This is a genomic window from Paraburkholderia sp. MPAMCS5, assembly GCF_036016995.1.
Lineage (GTDB): Bacteria > Pseudomonadota > Gammaproteobacteria > Burkholderiales > Burkholderiaceae > Paraburkholderia.
In genome coordinates, this window is record NZ_JAYXBK010000007.1 from 243,249 (window position 1) to 259,901 (window position 16,653).

Sequence of the window (16,653 nt, forward strand, 5' to 3'; positions counted from 1 at the left end):
GGCGAGAAGCGCGGCGCTCAGTTGACGAGCGTCGGAATATTGGTGAGCGTCTGGCGCAGATAGTCGAGCATGGTCGTGAGCATCCACGGACCGGCGATCACCATCGTGACGGCGATCGCGAGCAGCTTCGGAATGAACGACAGCGTGGATTCGTTGATCTGCGTGGCGGCCTGGAACAGGCTCACCACGAGACCGACAACCAGCGCGACCAGCAACAGCGGCGCGGCGAGCAGCAGGCCGACATACATGGCCTGGTGCGCGAGCGTCATGACGGATTCTGAATTCATGGCGATTCAACCGGATACGTGAACAGGTGAAAGACGCGCGCCGCGCTCAAACAAAGCTTTGCGCGAGCGAGCCGAGCAGCAGTTGCCAGCCGTCGACGAGCACGAACAGCATCAGCTTGAACGGCAGCGAAATCGTGGCGGGCGACACCATCATCATGCCCATCGACATCAGTACGCTCGCCACCACCATGTCGATGATAAGGAACGGAATGAAGATCGTGAAGCCGATCTGGAAGCCGGTCTTCAGTTCGCTCGTCACGAACGACGGCACCAGCAGCGACAGCGGCACGTCTTCCGGGCCTTGCATCGGCGCGGCGTGCGAGATGCGCGCGAACAACGCGAGGTCGCTTTCGCGCGTCTGGCGCAGCATGAAAGTCTTGAACGGCGCGAGGCCGCGGTTCACTGCCGTTTCCATCGGAATGGTGCCTTCGGAGAAGGGCTTGTAGCCGTCGGTGTAGGCCTTGTCGAGCACCGGCGACATCACGAACAGCGTGAGAAAGAGCGCGAGACCGACGAGCACCTGGTTAGGCGGCGTGGTCGTCGTGCCGAGCGCCTGGCGCAGCAGCGACAACACGATGATGATGCGCGTGAAGCTCGTCATCATCAGCACCATGGCCGGGAGGAACGACAGCATCGTGAGCAGCAGCATCGTCTGCACGCTCAGCGAATACGTGGTGCCGCCGTTCGGGCCAGGGCTCGTGTTGAAGGCCGGCAAGCCGGCGGTTTGCGCGAACGAGAGCGTCGGCAGAACGAGCATCAGCGCGGGCAATGCAACGCTTGCGAAGGGCGCAACGCGGCGCAAAGTGCGCAGCACGATGGAGGCGACGCGCGAGGTGCGGCTGGAAGGCGCGCATGGCGCCGATTGAACACTGAACTGCATTACCGAACCCCGTTGCCTTGCCCGTTGAAACGTTTGCCCACTTCGCCTTTCAGGGCGTCGCGAAAACGCTGGCCGAAACTGCCGGACAATGCGGCGCCGCTCGCGCCTTGCGCGCCCGCCTGCGGATGGCCGGCGGATTCCGCCGCGACCGAACCGGCCGGCATCGTATGAAGCAGACGCACGTTGCCGGGCGCCGCGCCGAGTACGAGCCACGTATCGCCGATTTCGACCACCGCGACGCGCTCCTTGCCGCCGAGCGACGTGCCGCCGACTGTCTTCACCAGCCCGCCGCGCGCGCCCGGCTGCAAGCCGAAGCGGCGCGCGAGCCACGCGCAGCCGAACACCAGACCGATCACGACCAGCAGGCCGACAATGGTTTGCAGCACCGCGCCGACGCCGAGCGCCGGAACCGCCGTGCCCGCGCCGACACCCGACGCGATTTTCGCTGCGTTGTTGACCGCGTTCATGTCAGCCGCGTGGGCGGCGAGCGGTGCGCACAGCGCGCAGAACAATGCCGTCGCGGCGAGCGCGGTGCGGCGGGTCACGGCTTTCATCGATTCAACTTCCGGATGCGTTCGGACGGCGTGATGATGTCGGTCAGGCGAATGCCGAACTTGTCGTTCACCACCACCACTTCGCCCTGGGCGATCAGGCAGCCGTTGACGAGCACGTCCATCGGTTCGCCGGCCATGCCGTCCAGTTCCACCACCGAGCCTTGCGCGAGTTGCAGCAGGTTGCGGATCGCGAGCTTCGTGCGGCCGAGTTCGACGGTCATCTGAACGGGAATGTCCAGGATCATGTCGATGTCGTTGCGCGTCGAGGTCGGGGCGACCTTCGACAGCGGCTGGAACACGCCCGCCGTGCTCGCGCTGACGTCGCTGCTGTTGTCGTTCTGCTCGGCGAGCGCGCTCGCCCAGTCGGCCATTGCCGCGTCGTCTTCGGCGCTCGCGGCGTCGGCGCTCATTTGCGCCGCGGCGGCGATGAGATCGTCATCGGGCTTTGCGTTCAGATCACTCATATCCACCATCCTTCATCGTGTCGGTCGCGCTGATCATCTTTTGCACGCGCAACGCGTATTGACCATTGAAAATTCCGTAGCCGCATTCCATCACCGGCACGCCGTCCACTTTCGCGGTGATGTGCTCGGGAATGTTGATCGGCAGAACATCGCCTTTGCGCATGTTCAGGATCTGTTCGAACGTGATGGGCACCTGTGCGAGGTCCGCGGTCAGTTCGACTTCCGCCGCCTGCACCTGCTGCGACAGCACGCGGACCCAGCGGCGGTCGACTTCGAGCGCCTCGCCCTGGATCGGCGACGACAACACGTCGCGAATCGGTTCGATCATCGAATACGGCATGCAGATATGCAGCGTGCCGCCCGTCGTGCCGAACTCGATCGAGAACTGCGTGACGATGACGATTTCATTCGGCGTCGCCACGTTGGCGAACTGCGTGTGCATTTCCGAGCGCATGTACTCGAACTGCAGCGGCCGCACGCTTTTCCACGACGCCGCATAGTGTTCGAACGTCAGGTTGAGCAGCTTCATGATGATGCGCTGCTCGGTCTGCGTGAAATCGCGCCCTTCGACGCGCGTATGAAACCGTCCGTCGCCGCCGAACAGGTTGTCGACCACGAAGAACACCAGGTTCGGGTCGAACACGAACAGCGACGTGCCGCGCAGCGGCTTCACGTGGACCAGGTTCAGGTTGGTCGGGATCGGCAGATTGCGGGTGAACTCGCTGTACTTCTGCACCTTCACCGGACCGACGGAGATTTCCGCCGAGCGGCGCATGAAGTTGAAGATGCCGAGGCGCAATAGGCGCGCGAAGCGGTCGTTAATGATTTCGAGGCCGGGCATCCGGCCGCGGACGATGCGTTCCTGCGTCGCGATGTTGTAGGGACGGACGCCTACACGCTCGCTTTGTTCGGCTTCAGAGTCGGACTCGCCGGTTACGCCCTTGAGGAGGGCATCGACCTCCTCCTGGGACATGAACTCTTCGTGGCCCATTCCTTATTCCTCGTGCATACCGTGGCGGTTGATGATGGCAGTGCGTAACGACGTCACTGCACGACGAATTCGGTGAACAGCACGTCCTGGACGTGGATCGGCGCAGCGCCCTTGTCGGTCGGCTGCTCGATCAGCGTGCGGAGTTCCGTGGCGAGCGCGCGCTTGCCGTCGAGCGGCGCGAGTTCATCCGGATGATGGTTCGACAGCGCGAGGAGAATGCGGCTGCGGATTTCCGGCATGTGATCGGTGAGTTCCTGCGGCGTTTTCGCGTCGATGAGCTTGAGCGTGAGGCCGATGCGCAGGAAGTGCTGCTGGCCGTCGTCCGATTGCAGGTTGACCGTCATCGAGTCGAGCGGGAAGAAGGTCGGCGTCGGGGCCGGAGCCGGGGCGGCGGCCGAGGCCGGTGCCGGAGCGCGTTTGGACATGAAGAACCACACCCCGGCGCCGGCGACGCCAGCGGCGACGATAGCGATGAGGGCGATCAGGATGATGCGCTTCAAGGGGCCCGGTGAAGCGGGCGCGGCTTGCTGATTTGCGGGAGTGGTTGCCATGAGGTTTGCTTTGCTTGCCGTTAGTGCTGGTGATAGTGATTGTTGTTGATTTGCCTGCGGCGCGATGGGTCGAACAGAAGGGTTAATGCGGGCTATCTCTGGTTTTTGTTTTTGGGCCCGGCGGGACGGTGCTTGCTGTTTTTTTCTGGATTTGATGCGGGATTTTTTTCCGCTGTGGTTTTCGTGGTGGTCTATTAGCGTTGCCCCTGTGCGGGGCGGCACTCACTTTCTTTGCGGCCGCAAAGAAAGTGAGCAAAGAAAGCGGCTCACACCGCCAGCCAGGAAGCGGGCCCCCTGGCTTGGAGTGGGTAGTGGTGCATCTGGAATCCGTCCCGTCGCACACTCCGCGTTCGTGACAAGGCAGTCATGCTTCCCGCCTCGCACGCGTGCTCGCCGGAAGGGCCTGCTTTGAACCGGCACGTTCACGGGAGTGGGAGGGAGGAAGAACGACCGCCACGGCGCGCGCAGCGCCGCCGCAAGAATGACAGCCTTGTCACAGGCGTGGAGTGTGCGAGAACACGGATTCCAGATGAGCCACGGGCCCCTCCAAGCTAGGGGAGCCGCTTAAGAGCTAGCGGTGTGAGCCGCTTTCTTTGCTTACTTTCTTTGCGGCCGCAAAGAAAGTGAGTGCCGCCCCGCACAGGGGCAACGCCAATAGACCACTAAGAATTCAAGGAAAGGCCAAAACAAAAAGAACCCGCCGATCAGGCAAAAGTATCCACTAACCCAACCTGACGCCGCGAGCCCAAACCAACAGAAGCCGACACGCCGCCGACACCGGCACCACCACCAGCCCCCGCCCCGCCGGAACCCCCTGCCCCTGAGCGCCCCGACCCAGCTTGCTGCTGTTGCCCGCCGCCCTGGCGCCCAAATCCATCGCTCACGCTCGTGCTGCCCAACCCGATGCCATTCGCCTCCATCGCCTCGCGCAACTTCGGCAAGGCGGCCTCGACGGCCTCCCGCACCTGCTGGTGCTGCGACACGAACAACGCATGCGCATGGTTATCCGCCACCTGCAGTACAACTTGCAGCGGCCCGAGATCCTTCGGGTTCAACGTCAGCTCGGCGCTCTGCGAATGCGCATTCGACAGAAACACGACCTTCTGGCTCAACGCGTCTTCCCAATCGGTCGTGCCGACCTGCGGCCCCAAGGTGTTCGCGGCGTCCGCGGCGCTCGCCGTGCCCGTGGTTTGCGCCGCCGCCGTCGTGCTCGCGGCGCTCGCCGCTGCGGCCTGACTCGCGGCCAGCGCGGCGCTCGCCGCATCGGCGACATTCTTGAACGACGCCAGATCGTCCGTCTGCGCGCCCGCGCCAGCCGCCGACGTCAGTGCGCCTGCCGCCGCCGTCGGGTCCGCCGTCGTCGCGGTCACGGTCGTCAATGCAGCCTTGGCGACCGCCGAGCCTTTGCCGCCGCCGAGCAAACCGCCTTCGAGTGTCTTGCCGTTGGTGGCGTCCAGCGACGCGTTCGCGCTCGCCAAACCGTTCGCCGCCGCGGCGGCGTTCGCGGCCGCGCCGCTCGCCAAAGCCTGCGGCGGCACCACGCCCTGGCCGTTCGCCAGCGCGGCCAGCGCCGCCTGCAACGCGTCCTGCAGCGACTTCGGATCGTTCGATGCCTTCTTGCCCGGCGTGCCGGCGGTCGCGGCATCGGTGGCCGAGCCAGTGGACGTCGCGTCAGTGGCCGCCGAAGCCGCGAGGTTCGCGCTTGCCGCATCGGCGGCAGCGCTCGCGTCGGTCTGCGATTGCGCCTGCGCCTGAGCCGTTGCGGCGGCCGCGGCCGCGGCCGTGTTCGCGTCGCTCTGGCTCGCCGCGTTGCCGGACTTGGGCGAGGTGGGCGCGCTCTTGTCGGCCGAAGCCTGCTGCGCCTTGTCCGACGGCGCATTCGACGACGCGCCGTTGGCCGCGCTCGCGCCGCTGCTGTCCTTGCTCGCGTCGTCGGCGCTCTTTGTGGAGGAATCGGCGGGCGGCGGTGCATCGTGCACGCTCGATGACGACACCTGCGACGCATCCGTCACCGACGGCGCCGGCACGGCGGGCGGCTGGCTCAGGTTCTGAGCCGCGCTTTGAGCCGCGCTTGCAGCCGCACTGGCCGCCGCACTGTTCTGCAAGTCGATGTTTTGCTGCAAGGTCTGCGAAAACGGCTTCGCGTTCGCGGCGGCGGCGGCAAGAGCCGCGCTGCTCGCGTTGCTGGTGGAGGCGCTCCCGGTCGTGCCGGGCAGCGAGCCGATCTGTGAGAGAAACGACATACGTGTCCTGTCAATCCGTCAAAGGGTACGGTGTTCAGTCAGTCGAGGTGGCGCGGGCGTCAGATGCCTTCCGCGCGCATCCTCAGAATTCGGGCGGCGTGTTCGTCGGCGTCGCGCTGGTCGCGCCGCGCCACGGTTTTCGCCTCGGCGGCTTCGCCGCGTGCCTGCAGCACTTCATACGAGCCGAGCTTCTGCTTCTGACGCTGCCAGTCGGGCTTCGCGGCCTCGACGCGCGCGGTGGCCGTCGCGAGCAGATTGCGCTGCTGTTCGATGGCGGCGTCGAGCGTGTCGATGAACGCCTGAAAATTGCGCATGTTGCCGGCCGGCATGCCTGCCTGGGCCGTCGCCGTGAAACGCGCGTGATATTCGTCGCGATACTGGACGAGGGCGTTCAACTGCGCCTCGACATCGTTGCGCTCGCGCTGCGCGCGGCCAAGACGTTGCGCGGCGGCGTCGACATCGTCCTTCGCGAGGCCGATCAGCGTCTTGATCGGAAAGTGTTTCGCCATCGTCAACCTCCTTGGGCAAACAGCGCGTCCAGCATCTCAATACTCGGTTCGAAGTTCGCGCATTCGCGAAAGCCTTGCTGCAGGAAGGCTTCCATTCGCGGATACAGCGCGATGGCGCGGTCGAGCAGCGCGTCGCGGCCGCTCGAATAAGCGCCAACGTTGATCAGATCGCGGTTGCGCTGATAGCGCGACAGCATCTGCTTGAACATACGCGTTTTGTCCAGATGGTTATCGTCGATGAGTGCGGTCATTGCGCGGCTGATCGAGGCTTCGATGTCGATCGCCGGATAGTGGCCGGCTTCCGCGAGCGAGCGCGACAGCACGATGTGGCCGTCGAGAATCGCGCGCGCCGAATCGGCGATCGGGTCCTGCTGGTCGTCGCCTTCGGTCAGCACCGTGTAGAACGCGGTAATCGAGCCGCCGCCCGCCGGGCCGTTGCCGGTCCTTTCGACGAGCGCCGGCAGCTTGGCGAACACCGAGGGCGGATAGCCCTTGGTGGCGGGCGGCTCGCCCACGGCCAGCGCGATTTCGCGCTGCGCCATCGCGTAACGGGTCAGCGAATCCATCAGCAGCAACACGTGCTTGCCCTGATCGCGGAAATATTCGGCGAGCGAGGTCGAATACGCGGCGGCCTGCATCCGCAGCAGCGGCGAGACGTCGGCCGGCGCGGCAATCACGACGGAGCGCGCGAGACCTTCCTCGCCGAGAATCTGTTCGATGAACTCCTTCACTTCGCGGCCGCGTTCGCCGATCAGACCGATCACGATCACTTCGGCGCTCGTGTAGCGCGCCATCGTGCCGAGCAGCACCGACTTACCGACGCCCGAGCCGGCGAAAAGACCCATGCGCTGGCCGCGTCCCACGGTCAGCAGCGCGTTGATCGCGCGCACGCCGACGTCGAGCACTTTGTGAATCGGCTCGCGGTTCAGCGGGTTGATGACCGGCGCGGACAGCGGCGCATCGGCATGCGCGCCGAGCGGGCCGAGCCCGTCGAGCGGACGGCCGGACGCGTCGAGCACGCGGCCGAGCAATTCCCAGCCGACCGGCAGACGCTTCGCGCCCGCCATCGGGTCGGCAATCGGCGCGCTTTCGAGCGGATAGACGCGCGCGCCGGGCAAGAGGCCGATCACTTCGGTGGTCGGCATCAGAAACAGTTTGTCGCCGGAGAAGCCGACCACTTCGGCTTCGGCCATCGGCAGCGAACTGCCGGGCGGCAGTTCGATCATCACTTCGGCGCCCACCGACAGGCGCAGTCCGACCGCTTCGAGCACGAGGCCGGCGGCGCGCGTCAGGCGTCCGCAGGCGCGCATCGGCTTGGCGATCGCGTTGCGCGCGCGCAGCGCGTCGAGCTGGCCGCGCCAGGCTTGCATGTGCGGATTGCTGTCGAGCGCGGGATCGTACGGCGCGAACGCAGCGGTGCTTGCGTCCTTCGCGGCTTGAGTGGCCGCGCGCGAACCGGCTGCCGCGAAGGCCGCGGTGGCGCCGGCGTGGGCGCCCGCCGCCGACTCGCGGCTCGCGGCGGCCCCCGTCAGCGGATGCGCGTGGTTGGCATCCGCCAGCGGCGCGGCGCTTGAACCCGCGTCCGCAAGCGCCTCGGCGCCGAACGACGCCAGCGCCAGCTCGCGTTCGAGCGGCGTCAGATCACTGGCGCGGATTTCTTCGAGCGTCGGCTTCACCATGTGCTCACCTTGCCGAGGGCCGCGGCGACGCGCTCCCAGCGTGTATCGATGCCGGCGTCCACTTCGCCGCTGCCGGACTGCGCGCGGCAGCCGCCGCGTTCGATGGCCGGATCGGTGCGCACGGTCCAGCCGCGCGTTTGCAGTTCTTCCATCAGATAGGCTTCGACGACCGGCAGATCGGCGGGACTCACGATCAGCGCCGGTGCGCCGAGCAGCGCGGGTTCGGTGGCGAGCACCTCGCGCGCGGCGGCGATCAGGGCGGTCGGGTCGTGCTGCACGTGCTGGCGCACCACCTGTTGCGCGATGTCGAGCGCGAGCGCGACGAGCGTCTCCGAAATCGCGCCTTGAGCGCCCTCGAGCGCGGCCTTGAAGGTCTCCGCGAGCGCCGCGAGCCGGGCGGCTTCCTCGCGCGCTTCGCTTTTGCCCTGCTCGAAGCCTTGCGCGTGGCCTTGCTCGTAGCCCGCTTGATAGCCGAGCGCCTGGCCCGCGACGTGGCCGGACGCGATGCCCTGCGCATGCGCGGCTTCGCGCAGACGTTCGAGTTCGGCTTCCAGCGCACCTTCGTCGACTTCGGAGGGCGGCGGCGCGGGCGGCGCCGGATCGAACGAGGCCATCTCCCAGCGCTGGTAGGCCGAGAAGCTTTCCTTTGCCGTGGAGTTGCGATTAGACATATGCATCTTCCGCCTTGCCGCCAATCACAATCTGGCCGCTTTCCGCCAGGTTGCGCACGATCTGCAGGATGCGGCGCTGCTGCGTCTCCACTTCGGAGACGCGAACCGGGCCGCGCGCGTCGAGGTCTTCGGCGAGCAGTTCCGCGGCGCGCTGCGACATGTTCGAGAGGAATTTCTGACGCAGCGCGGGCGGCGCGCCCTTCAGCGAGATGATCAGCGCCTCGGATTCCACTTCCTTCAACAGCAACTGGATCGCGCGGTCTTCCAGGTCGAGCAGGTTCTCGAACACGAACATCTGGTCGACGATCTTCTGCGCGAGTTCCGCGTCGTATTGACGGACGTTCTCGATGACGCCTTCCTCGTGGTTGCTCGACATGAAGTTGAGAATTTCCGCAGCCGTGCGGATGCCGCCCATCGGGCTGCGCTTCAGGTTGTCGCTGCCGGACAGCAGGCCGGTCAGCACGTCGTCGAGTTCGCGCAGCGCCGCCGGCTGGATGCCGTCGAGCGTCGCGATCCGCAGCAGCACGTCGTTACGCAGACGGTCCGTGAAGCACGAGACGATTTCCGACGCCTGATCGCGGTCGAGGTGCACCAGAATTGTCGCGATGATCTGCGGATGCTCGTTCTTGATCAGTTCGGCGACCGCCGGCGAATCCATCCACTTCAGGCCTTCGATACCGCTGGTATCGCTGCCTTGCAGAATCCGGTCGATGATCGCGCCGGCCTTGTCGTCGCCGAGCGCCTTGGTCAGCACGGAACGGATGTACTCGTTCGAATCCAGCGACATGCCGGTGTGCTTTTCCGCCTCGCGCACGAACTCGTGCAGCACGACGTCGATTTCCTCGCGTGTCACGGCCTTCATCGCGGCCATCGCGACGCCGATCTTCTGGACTTCGCGCGGTCCGAGAAACTTGAACACTTGCGCGGCTTCTTCCTCGCCGATCGACATCAGCAGAAGCGCGCTCTTCATTACGCCTTCAGCGCTCATCGGTCACCCAATTCTTGACGACAGTTGCAACGATCTTCGGGTCCTGGCGCGCGATGTTGCGCGCGAACTCCAGATTCCGCTCATATTTGTGTTTCGCGTTTTCCAGCGCCAGCAGCTCGCTGTCGCCGCTGTCCAGCTCGACGCCGCTGTGGGCGCGCTCCGCGACCGGAATGCCGTCGAGCAGGATCGGCTCGTCCGGCGACGGCAGCGCCGCGGCGACGACCGGCTCCGGCGGCGGGAACGCGCGGCGCAGCGCCGGCTTCACCATCACGAAGTACAGGAACAGGGCCACCGCGCCGATGCCGAGATACGTCGCGATCTGCTTGTAGAGCGCGAGCATGTCCGGCGTGCGCCACCACGGCAGATCCGCGTTCGGGTCGAGGTCGGCGGTGAACGGGCTGTTGACCACGTTGACCGAGTCGCCGCGCGCCGCGTCGAAACCCATCGCGTCCTTCACGAGCTGGTTGACCTGCGCGAGCTTGTCGGCGGTGACCGGCTGCATCGTCGCGTGGCCCTTGGCGTCGACCACGCGCAGATAGTTGACCACCACCGCCACCGACAGACGCTTGATGCCGCCCATCGGCTGCTCCAGGTGACGCACGGTCTTGTCCAACTCGTAGTTCGTGGTCATGTCCTTGCGGTCGCTCACCGGCGTCGTCGTGACGCCGCCGTTCGCGCCGTTCGGCGCATTGACCGGAGCCGAGGCCGGCTGCGGCGGCTGATTCGACAGCGCGCCCGGCACGCCCGACGCGCCGGCTTGCGACATTTCGCTCGCCGTGCTCGATTGCTGGCTGCGAATCGCGGCCTGCTGCGGGTTGCCGTTCGGGCCGAAGTTTTCCGAAGTCTGTTCGCTGCGCGAGAAGTCGATGTCCGCGCTCACTTGCGAATGCGCATTGCCGCCGCCGAACAGCGGCGCGAGGATCGCGTCGATGCGCTGCTGCGTGTTGCGCTCGATCTGCTGACGGTACTTCAGTTGCGACGCGTCGAGCCCGCTGCCCGTCGAGGGCTGCGTGAGCAGGTTGCCGTCCTGGTCGAGAATGGTCACGCCCTTGACCGGCATTTCCGGCACCGCCGACGACACCATATGCGTGATCGCCAGCACCTGACCTTCGTCGAGCGCGCGGCCCGGGAAAAGATTGACGAGCACCGAAGCCGACGGCGCTTCCTTGTCGCGCACGAACACGGACGGCTTCGGAATCGCCAGATGCACGCGCGCCGATTTCACCGACGAGATGGATTCGATCGTGCGCTCCAGTTCGCCTTCCAGCGCGCGCTGATAGTTGATCTGTTCGGCGAACTGGCTGATGCCGAACTTCTGGTTGTCCATCAGTTCGAAGCCGATCGAGCCGCTCTTCGGCAATCCCTGCGACGCGAGGCGCAGGCGCATTTCGTGCACCTGCTCGGCCGGCACGAGGATCGCGCCGCCGGCGTCGGAGAACTTGTAGGGAATGTTGGCCTGCTGGAGCGCCGTGATGATGGCGCCGCCGTCGCGGTCGGACAGATTGCTGTAGAGCACCTTGTAGTCCGGCGCGCGCGACCACAGGAACAGGGCCGCCACCACGGCGACCAGCAGGGCCACCGCGAAGATCAGCGGGGCGCGCGGGTTGCCGCGCATTTGCGCGAGGCCGGACAGGCGCTGGCCGAAATTGCCGCCGAGGCCGCCACCGAGGCCGCCCAGGTCCGCGTTTGCGCCGGGCTGGCCGGCGCCCGCCGCGGCCGCGCCGGGCTGCGCGCCGGCGAGGCCCATGCGGGCGTCGGGGTTGATCAAAGAGTTGGCTGACGAATCCATGCGTCGGGTTTCTCCGGGATGCCTTTGCGTTCTGCCGCTCAACCGCACCGAGGGCCGGCGGGAGTACGGACAGATACTTTCACGACTGAAATTATCCGCACGGCGGCTTCACCCGATTGCTTGAATAGAGCCGGGTTTCCCCCCTAGTTTCGGGGCTTTCCCTAAACGCCCGCTGCTATGCTTTCGTTCAGATCGGTACTGTTTTCCACGTGCCGTCCGTCATTACTGGAGAGAACATGACTTTGCCCGTGAACGCGATTTCGTCGGCGCTGCAACAGTTGCATTCGATGGCCGCGCAGGCTGCCGGCGGCAGCACCGCGGCAACCGGCGCTTCGGCCGCAGGTGAGTCCGGCGCGGCTACGGCCGGCGGTTTTGCGTCGGCGCTGAAGGCTTCGTTGGACAAGATCAGCGGCGATCAGACCAAGGCGGTCGGCGAATCGCAGGCGTTCGAGCTTGGCGCGTCCAACGTGTCGCTGAACGACGTGATGGTCGATATGCAGAAGGCCAATGTCGGCTTCCAGTTCGGCCTGCAGGTGCGCAACAAGCTGGTGTCCGCCTACAACGACATCATGCAGATGCAGGTCTGAACAAGACCGCGGCTCTGGCGGCAAGATGGTTCCGCCCGCCTGGCCGCGACCGCCTGTCAGCACGCCGCGCGGCCTTTTTTTTCACGGTCGCGCAACCTGGCCCCTTAATCCTCCTTACACCGGCCTAAAGCTTTCCTGCTGCGTATCCGATAACCAGATACAGGCATGAATCGGGGTGAGGCAACTCACCCGAATGGGCTGCCACGACCAACCGCAGTAGTTGCAATTGAGGAGGAGCGCCGATGTTTTCCCCAGGACACTCTGGAGCCAATGCGTACGCACGCGTCGGCGTCGAGACAGGGGTGATGGGCGCGAGTCCGCATCGTCTGATCGTGATGCTGTATCAAGGGGCCCGGCGGGCAATCGCGCAAGCGCGGATGCATGTGCAGCAGGGCAATGTGCCGGCTCGTGGAGAGGCGATCGGCAAGGCGATTCAAATCGTCGAAAGCGGGCTGCAACAGTCGCTCAACCTTGAGGTGGGCGGCGAGATTGCGCAGCGGTTGAACGCGCTATATAGCTATATGTCGCGCCGGCTGCTGGAAGCCAATATAAAAGAGAGCGAGGCAATGCTGGTTGAGGTCGACGGCCTGCTGGCGACGCTCGAAGAAGCCTGGATCGGGATTGCCCCGGAGATAGCGCGGATGGCAGCCCAGCCGGCCGCGGAAAGCATGAGATGACATCGAACGCAGAATATTTCGCCCGCTATGAGGCTATCGCAGCGCTGTCCTGCCGGATGCTGATGGCTGCCCGACGCGCACTGTGGAGCGATCTGGTCCACTTGCAGGAAGAATACCGGCTGCTCGTCGACGCGTTGAAGGACGCCGAAGGCGGCGTCAAGCTCGACGAGACGGAGCGCTTGCGCAAATACGCGCTGATCCGGCAAATCCTCGCCGACGACGCCGCGATCCGTGATCTGGCCAGTCCGAGCCTCGCCAAACTGTCGGCGCTGTTCGGCGGACGACCGTCCCGAGTGCTCCAGGAGCTTTACGGGGCACGCTGAGTCTCGCCGCGAGGCGCCGGACCGTATGAATTTGAGCGCGCTGCCGCCAATGTGATCAAGGAATCGGCATGAACGGAATCGACACGGCCGTCGCCTCGCTGCTCGCGACCCGCATCGACAGCCTGCTCAACATCTCGCCGGGCAGCGCGGCCGCCAGCCAGACCGGCGCGGCGGATGTCGAGACCGCGCTCGCCACGGCCGCTCCGGTCGCGCCGTCCGCGCCGCAGCCTTCCGCGCAAACCGCGCTGTCCGCCGTCGCGCTGACGCTCAACGCGATCGTGCGTTCGGGCGGCGAGGCGACCTCCGCTATCGTGGGCCAGACGCCAATCTGGGCCGCAGCGCCCGCGCTCGATGTCGTAGTCGGCGCTGTCCCGCCGGCCGACGCGGCCACCGCTTCCAACACGGCTTCCAGCACGGCTTCGAATGCCGCTGCCAATGCCGCTGCCAATGCTTCCGCCTCGGCGGCCACGGCGAATATCGCGGCCACGCAGGTGCCCGTCGCGGCGCTTGCGGCGGCGCTTGCGCAAACAGTCGGCGACAGCGGTCTTTTCTACGAGGCGCATCTCGCGCAATGGCTGGGCGGTCAGCGCTCGCCCGAGGCGCTCGCCGGCGAGCCGCAGAACAAGCTCGTGGCTGCCGCGCAACTGCCGTCCAACTGGGCGGGCGAGGCCGGCGCCGCAGCGGCGGCCGGCGCCGCTGGGCGGTCAGGCATCGGCGCCGCCGCGAACGGCTCGTCTGGCGCCGCCGACGCCAATAACCCCAACGCCGCCAATTCCGCCAACACCGCAGGCCGCGCGATGCCGTCGATCGAAACCGCGCAGGCCGCGCGCTTTGCCGCTGGCGAAGTGCTGGCGAATTCCCTGTCCGACCTGAACGGCCAGCCCACGCATTCAGGGCTGCATAACGCGGCGGCATCGTCGGCGGATGGCGGCTCGTCGCAAAATCCGCAGATGGCGGCCGCGGTTCATCCTGCCACCGTGCCGCTCGTACGTCAGCAACTGGATCTGCTCGCGACCGGCCAGTTCCGCTGGACCGGCGAAGCATGGCCGGGCGCGAAACTCGACTGGACAATCGAGCAGGAAGGCGACGAATGGGACCGCAGCGGCGGCGGCGCCGCGAGCGAGGACGACCAGCCGTGGCGCACGCGGCTCACGCTGTCGCTGCCGACGCTCGGCACCGTCGACGCCGAATTGACCTTGACCGGCACGCGGCTCGTCGCGCGCGTGCAGGCGAGTCCGGGCGGCGCGGCGCGTCTCGCGATGCAGGGCGAGAGCTTCCGTCAGCGCCTCGCGGCGGCCGGCATCCAGTTGAACGGTTTGACGATTCGCGAGATCGGCGGCGGCGCGCCGGCGACCGGCGCGGCGGCAGCCGGCGCCGCAGCGGCTGCTCAGGCGGCGGCTTCGGCGTATGCGCGCTCGGCTGCGGCGGCAAGTTCAGCGGCGAGTTCAACCAGCGCGGCCGCTTCAAATGCATCGACCGCATCGACCGCATCGGCAAGTGCAGCGGTAGCAGCGGCGGCCGGCACCGGCCGGCGCGCGCCGCGCACCGCCGGTTCGCCCCGCGCGGCCGCAGCGCCGCTCGACGATTTCGACTGGGACATGTAATGAGCCGCACACATCGCCGCAGCGCGGCTGCGCTCGTCTACGACACTCATGGCGGCGAGCCCGCGCCGCGCGTGATCGCGAAAGGCTACGGCATGCTGGCCGAGATGATCGTGCAGCGAGCCAAGGAAGCCGGCCTCTACGTGCACGAAGCGCCCGAAATGGTGTCGCTGCTGATGCAGGTCGATCTCGACGCGCGCATTCCGCCGCAGCTTTATCAGGCGGTCGCCGAATTGCTGGCGTGGCTGCATCGGCTGGAAAGCGGAGCGGAGGACGAGTCCGCGCCCGCCGCGCCAAACACCGCCCGCCACGGCGCCGACGACGTCACCGACGTCGTCGCGGTCGATATCGAAGGCGGCGGCGTGCGATAAGCACTCAGGCGGAAACGGGCTGCGGCGACTCAGTCCGCGATTCGCCGCTCAAAACCGCATCATCAGCTTCAGCAGCGCATTCACGCGCTTGCCATACGGCGGCGAAATCCAGCCGCGCGCGTTGAGCCGCGCCTGCGTCAACACGGGCTTCATCTTCGAGAAGGTCACGAAGCCTTCATAGCCGTGATACGCGCCCATTCCGCTTGCACCGACTCCGCCGAACGGCAGGCTTTCGCACGCCAGATGCATCAGCGTTTCGTTGATCGCCATGCCGCCCGCGATGGTTTCGTGCGTCACGCGTTCGATGGTCGCGGCGTCGTCCGCATACAGATACAGCGCGAGCGGACGCGGCCGGGCGTTGATCCACGCGATGGCGTCGTCGAGGGTGTCGTAGGGAACGATCGGCAGCAGCGGCCCGAAGATTTCCTCCTGCATCAGTTCGCATTCGTCGGGCGCGTTCGTCACGGCGACGAGCGGAAAGCGGCGGCTCACCGCGTCGGGCGCGCTGTCCGTGAGCGGATGCAGTTGCGCGCCGGCGGCCTGCGCTTCGTCGGCGAGACGCGCAAGCCGCGCGAAGTGGCGCGGCGAAATGATCGACGTGTAATCCGGGTTCCGCGCGAAGTCCGGATACATCTTCGCCATGCGCGCGCGCGCCCGCTCGACAAACGCCTGCTCCGCGCCGCGCGGCACCAGCACGTAATCCGGCGCGACACAGGTTTGCCCGGCGTTGAGCGTCTTGCCGGCGATGAGGTTGTCCACGGCATTGTCGAAACGCGCGTGCGCGCCGATGATCGCCGGCGACTTGCCGCCGAGTTCGAGCGTGACGGGCGTCAGATGGTCGGCGGCGGCGCGCATCACGTCGTGGCCGACTTTGGTCGAGCCGGTGAAGAGCAGATGATCGAACGGCTGCGCGCTGAAGGCGGCGGCGAGCGCGGCGTCGCCGTTCACCACGGCCACGTGATCGCGCGCGAAAGTCTCGCCGATCAACTGCTCGAAGAGCGCCGAGGTGCGCGGCGTCAGCTCGGACATCTTGATGATCGCGCGATTGCCCGCGCTCAACGCGCTGATCAGCGGCCCGGCGGCGAGCAGCACCGGATAATTCCACGGCACGATGATGCCGACCACGCCGAGCGGCTGCGGCACGACCTTCGCGCGCGCCGGCAGCAGCCATTTGTTCGTGCTGCGGCGCTGCGGTTTCATCCAGCGTTTGCCGTGGCGCAGCGCGGCGTCGATTTCTTCCTTCACCAGCAGAAATTCCGCGAGCAACACTTCCTGTTTCGCGCGATGTCCGAAGTCGGCGCTCATGGCATTGGCGAGCGCGTCGCGATGATCGAGCAGGACTTTGCGCAGCGCCCGCAAATGCGACGCGCGCGTTTCCCACGAAGGATACGGCGCGCGCAAATACGCGTGACGCTGATCGCGAAGCAGCGCTTGCAGCGCGGCGACTTCGGGTAAATCGTTTTTCATTGTTCACCACTCCCTGATGAA

The 16,653-nt window shown here is 66.3% G+C and carries 18 protein-coding genes; 5 read left to right on the forward strand and 13 right to left on the reverse strand.

What is annotated here, in order from left to right; translation table 11 throughout:
* Positions 1-17: 17 nt before the first annotated feature.
* The 12 genes from fliQ to fliF form a co-directional block, all read right to left on the reverse strand.
* Positions 18-287, reverse strand: a complete 270-nt coding sequence (fliQ, locus tag VOM14_RS18350; protein WP_013340831.1) for a flagellar biosynthesis protein FliQ — start codon at positions 285-287, stop codon at positions 18-20.
* A 46-nt stretch (positions 288-333) separates the two neighbouring features.
* Entirely contained in the window at positions 334-1,167 is an 834-nt protein-coding gene (fliP, locus tag VOM14_RS18355; protein ID WP_327630151.1) for a flagellar type III secretion system pore protein FliP, read from the reverse strand.
* Positions 1,167-1,721 (reverse strand): flagellar biosynthetic protein FliO, encoded by a 555-nt coding sequence (fliO, locus tag VOM14_RS18360; RefSeq protein ID WP_327630152.1) that lies wholly within the window; start codon positions 1,719-1,721, stop codon positions 1,167-1,169. Before fliO ends, fliP begins: the two co-directional genes overlap by 1 nt.
* Positions 1,718-2,185, reverse strand: coding sequence for a flagellar motor switch protein FliN (gene fliN / locus VOM14_RS18365; RefSeq protein WP_327630153.1), 468 nt, complete (start codon positions 2,183-2,185; stop codon positions 1,718-1,720). Before fliN ends, fliO begins: the two co-directional genes overlap by 4 nt.
* Positions 2,178-3,176, reverse strand: a complete 999-nt coding sequence (gene fliM, locus VOM14_RS18370; RefSeq protein WP_327630154.1) for a flagellar motor switch protein FliM — start codon at positions 3,174-3,176, stop codon at positions 2,178-2,180. The genes fliN and fliM overlap by 8 nt, the downstream gene beginning before the upstream one ends.
* Before the next feature lie 53 nt (positions 3,177-3,229).
* Complete coding sequence (gene fliL / locus VOM14_RS18375; RefSeq protein WP_327630306.1) at positions 3,230-3,727, reverse strand: flagellar basal body-associated protein FliL; 498 nt, start codon at positions 3,725-3,727, stop codon at positions 3,230-3,232.
* A 704-nt stretch (positions 3,728-4,431) separates the two neighbouring features.
* Positions 4,432-5,970 (reverse strand): flagellar hook-length control protein FliK, encoded by a 1,539-nt coding sequence (locus VOM14_RS18380; protein WP_327630155.1) that lies wholly within the window; start codon positions 5,968-5,970, stop codon positions 4,432-4,434.
* Between the two features lie 59 nt (positions 5,971-6,029).
* On the reverse strand, positions 6,030-6,479 hold the full coding sequence (fliJ, locus tag VOM14_RS18385; RefSeq protein ID WP_327630156.1) for a flagellar export protein FliJ: 450 nt from the start codon (positions 6,477-6,479) through the stop codon (positions 6,030-6,032).
* A gap of 2 nt (positions 6,480-6,481) precedes the next feature.
* Positions 6,482-8,158 carry a flagellar protein export ATPase FliI gene (gene fliI / locus VOM14_RS18390; RefSeq protein ID WP_327630157.1) on the reverse strand — a complete coding sequence of 559 codons (1,677 nt, stop codon included), beginning with the start codon at positions 8,156-8,158 and terminating at the stop codon, positions 6,482-6,484.
* A complete protein-coding gene (gene fliH, locus VOM14_RS18395; protein ID WP_327630158.1) occupies positions 8,152-8,835 on the reverse strand; it encodes a flagellar assembly protein FliH in 684 nt (227 codons plus the stop codon). The genes fliI and fliH overlap by 7 nt, the downstream gene beginning before the upstream one ends.
* Complete coding sequence (fliG, locus tag VOM14_RS18400) at positions 8,822-9,817, reverse strand: flagellar motor switch protein FliG (protein WP_327630159.1); 996 nt, start codon at positions 9,815-9,817, stop codon at positions 8,822-8,824. Before fliG ends, fliH begins: the two co-directional genes overlap by 14 nt.
* Positions 9,807-11,606 carry a flagellar basal-body MS-ring/collar protein FliF gene (fliF, locus tag VOM14_RS18405; RefSeq protein ID WP_327630160.1) on the reverse strand — a complete coding sequence of 600 codons (1,800 nt, stop codon included), beginning with the start codon at positions 11,604-11,606 and terminating at the stop codon, positions 9,807-9,809. The genes fliG and fliF overlap by 11 nt, the downstream gene beginning before the upstream one ends.
* Before the next feature lie 236 nt (positions 11,607-11,842).
* Here fliF and fliE point away from each other — a divergent pair, with 236 nt between their 5' ends.
* The 5 genes from fliE (at position 11,843) to VOM14_RS18430 (ending at position 15,165) form a co-directional block, all read left to right on the forward strand.
* Entirely contained in the window at positions 11,843-12,193 is a 351-nt protein-coding gene (fliE, locus tag VOM14_RS18410; RefSeq protein WP_327630161.1) for a flagellar hook-basal body complex protein FliE, read from the forward strand.
* 242 nt (positions 12,194-12,435) lie between these two features.
* A complete protein-coding gene (fliS, locus tag VOM14_RS18415) occupies positions 12,436-12,870 on the forward strand; it encodes a flagellar export chaperone FliS (RefSeq protein WP_327630162.1) in 435 nt (144 codons plus the stop codon).
* Positions 12,867-13,193 (forward strand): flagellar protein FliT, encoded by a 327-nt coding sequence (locus tag VOM14_RS18420; RefSeq protein WP_327630163.1) that lies wholly within the window; start codon positions 12,867-12,869, stop codon positions 13,191-13,193. Before fliS ends, VOM14_RS18420 begins: the two co-directional genes overlap by 4 nt.
* 68 nt (positions 13,194-13,261) lie before the next feature.
* Positions 13,262-14,797 (forward strand): flagellar hook-length control protein FliK, encoded by a 1,536-nt coding sequence (gene fliK, locus VOM14_RS18425; RefSeq protein WP_327630164.1) that lies wholly within the window; start codon positions 13,262-13,264, stop codon positions 14,795-14,797.
* Positions 14,797-15,165 carry an EscU/YscU/HrcU family type III secretion system export apparatus switch protein gene (locus VOM14_RS18430; protein WP_327630165.1) on the forward strand — a complete coding sequence of 123 codons (369 nt, stop codon included), beginning with the start codon at positions 14,797-14,799 and terminating at the stop codon, positions 15,163-15,165. Before fliK ends, VOM14_RS18430 begins: the two co-directional genes overlap by 1 nt.
* Positions 15,166-15,213: 48 nt before the next feature.
* Here VOM14_RS18430 and VOM14_RS18435 read toward each other — a convergent pair whose 3' ends face one another.
* Positions 15,214-16,632 (reverse strand): coniferyl aldehyde dehydrogenase, encoded by a 1,419-nt coding sequence (locus VOM14_RS18435; protein ID WP_327630166.1) that lies wholly within the window; start codon positions 16,630-16,632, stop codon positions 15,214-15,216.
* Positions 16,633-16,653 lie beyond the last annotated feature (21 nt).

What these genes read in the sequence shown, in the direction of transcription:
- fliQ (WP_013340831.1), bottom strand. Translation starts at nt 287, where the DNA reads ATGAATTCAGAATCCGTCATGACGCTCGCGCACCAGGCCATGTATGTC.
- fliP (WP_327630151.1), bottom strand. Translation starts at nt 1,167, where the DNA reads ATGCAGTTCAGTGTTCAATCGGCGCCATGCGCGCCTTCCAGCCGCACC.
- fliO (WP_327630152.1), bottom strand. Translation starts at nt 1,721, where the DNA reads ATGAAAGCCGTGACCCGCCGCACCGCGCTCGCCGCGACGGCATTGTTC.
- fliN (WP_327630153.1), bottom strand. Translation starts at nt 2,185, where the DNA reads ATGAGTGATCTGAACGCAAAGCCCGATGACGATCTCATCGCCGCCGCG.
- fliM (WP_327630154.1), bottom strand. Translation starts at nt 3,176, where the DNA reads ATGGGCCACGAAGAGTTCATGTCCCAGGAGGAGGTCGATGCCCTCCTC.
- fliL (WP_327630306.1), bottom strand. Translation starts at nt 3,727, where the DNA reads ATGGCAACCACTCCCGCAAATCAGCAAGCCGCGCCCGCTTCACCGGGC.
- VOM14_RS18380 (WP_327630155.1), bottom strand. Translation starts at nt 5,970, where the DNA reads ATGTCGTTTCTCTCACAGATCGGCTCGCTGCCCGGCACGACCGGGAGC.
- fliJ (WP_327630156.1), bottom strand. Translation starts at nt 6,479, where the DNA reads ATGGCGAAACACTTTCCGATCAAGACGCTGATCGGCCTCGCGAAGGAC.
- fliI (WP_327630157.1), bottom strand. Translation starts at nt 8,158, where the DNA reads ATGGTGAAGCCGACGCTCGAAGAAATCCGCGCCAGTGATCTGACGCCG.
- fliH (WP_327630158.1), bottom strand. Translation starts at nt 8,835, where the DNA reads ATGCATATGTCTAATCGCAACTCCACGGCAAAGGAAAGCTTCTCGGCC.
- fliG (WP_327630159.1), bottom strand. Translation starts at nt 9,817, where the DNA reads ATGAGCGCTGAAGGCGTAATGAAGAGCGCGCTTCTGCTGATGTCGATC.
- fliF (WP_327630160.1), bottom strand. Translation starts at nt 11,606, where the DNA reads ATGGATTCGTCAGCCAACTCTTTGATCAACCCCGACGCCCGCATGGGC.
- fliE (WP_327630161.1), top strand. Translation starts at nt 11,843, where the DNA reads ATGACTTTGCCCGTGAACGCGATTTCGTCGGCGCTGCAACAGTTGCAT.
- fliS (WP_327630162.1), top strand. Translation starts at nt 12,436, where the DNA reads ATGTTTTCCCCAGGACACTCTGGAGCCAATGCGTACGCACGCGTCGGC.
- VOM14_RS18420 (WP_327630163.1), top strand. Translation starts at nt 12,867, where the DNA reads ATGACATCGAACGCAGAATATTTCGCCCGCTATGAGGCTATCGCAGCG.
- fliK (WP_327630164.1), top strand. Translation starts at nt 13,262, where the DNA reads ATGAACGGAATCGACACGGCCGTCGCCTCGCTGCTCGCGACCCGCATC.
- VOM14_RS18430 (WP_327630165.1), top strand. Translation starts at nt 14,797, where the DNA reads ATGAGCCGCACACATCGCCGCAGCGCGGCTGCGCTCGTCTACGACACT.
- VOM14_RS18435 (WP_327630166.1), bottom strand. Translation starts at nt 16,632, where the DNA reads ATGAAAAACGATTTACCCGAAGTCGCCGCGCTGCAAGCGCTGCTTCGC.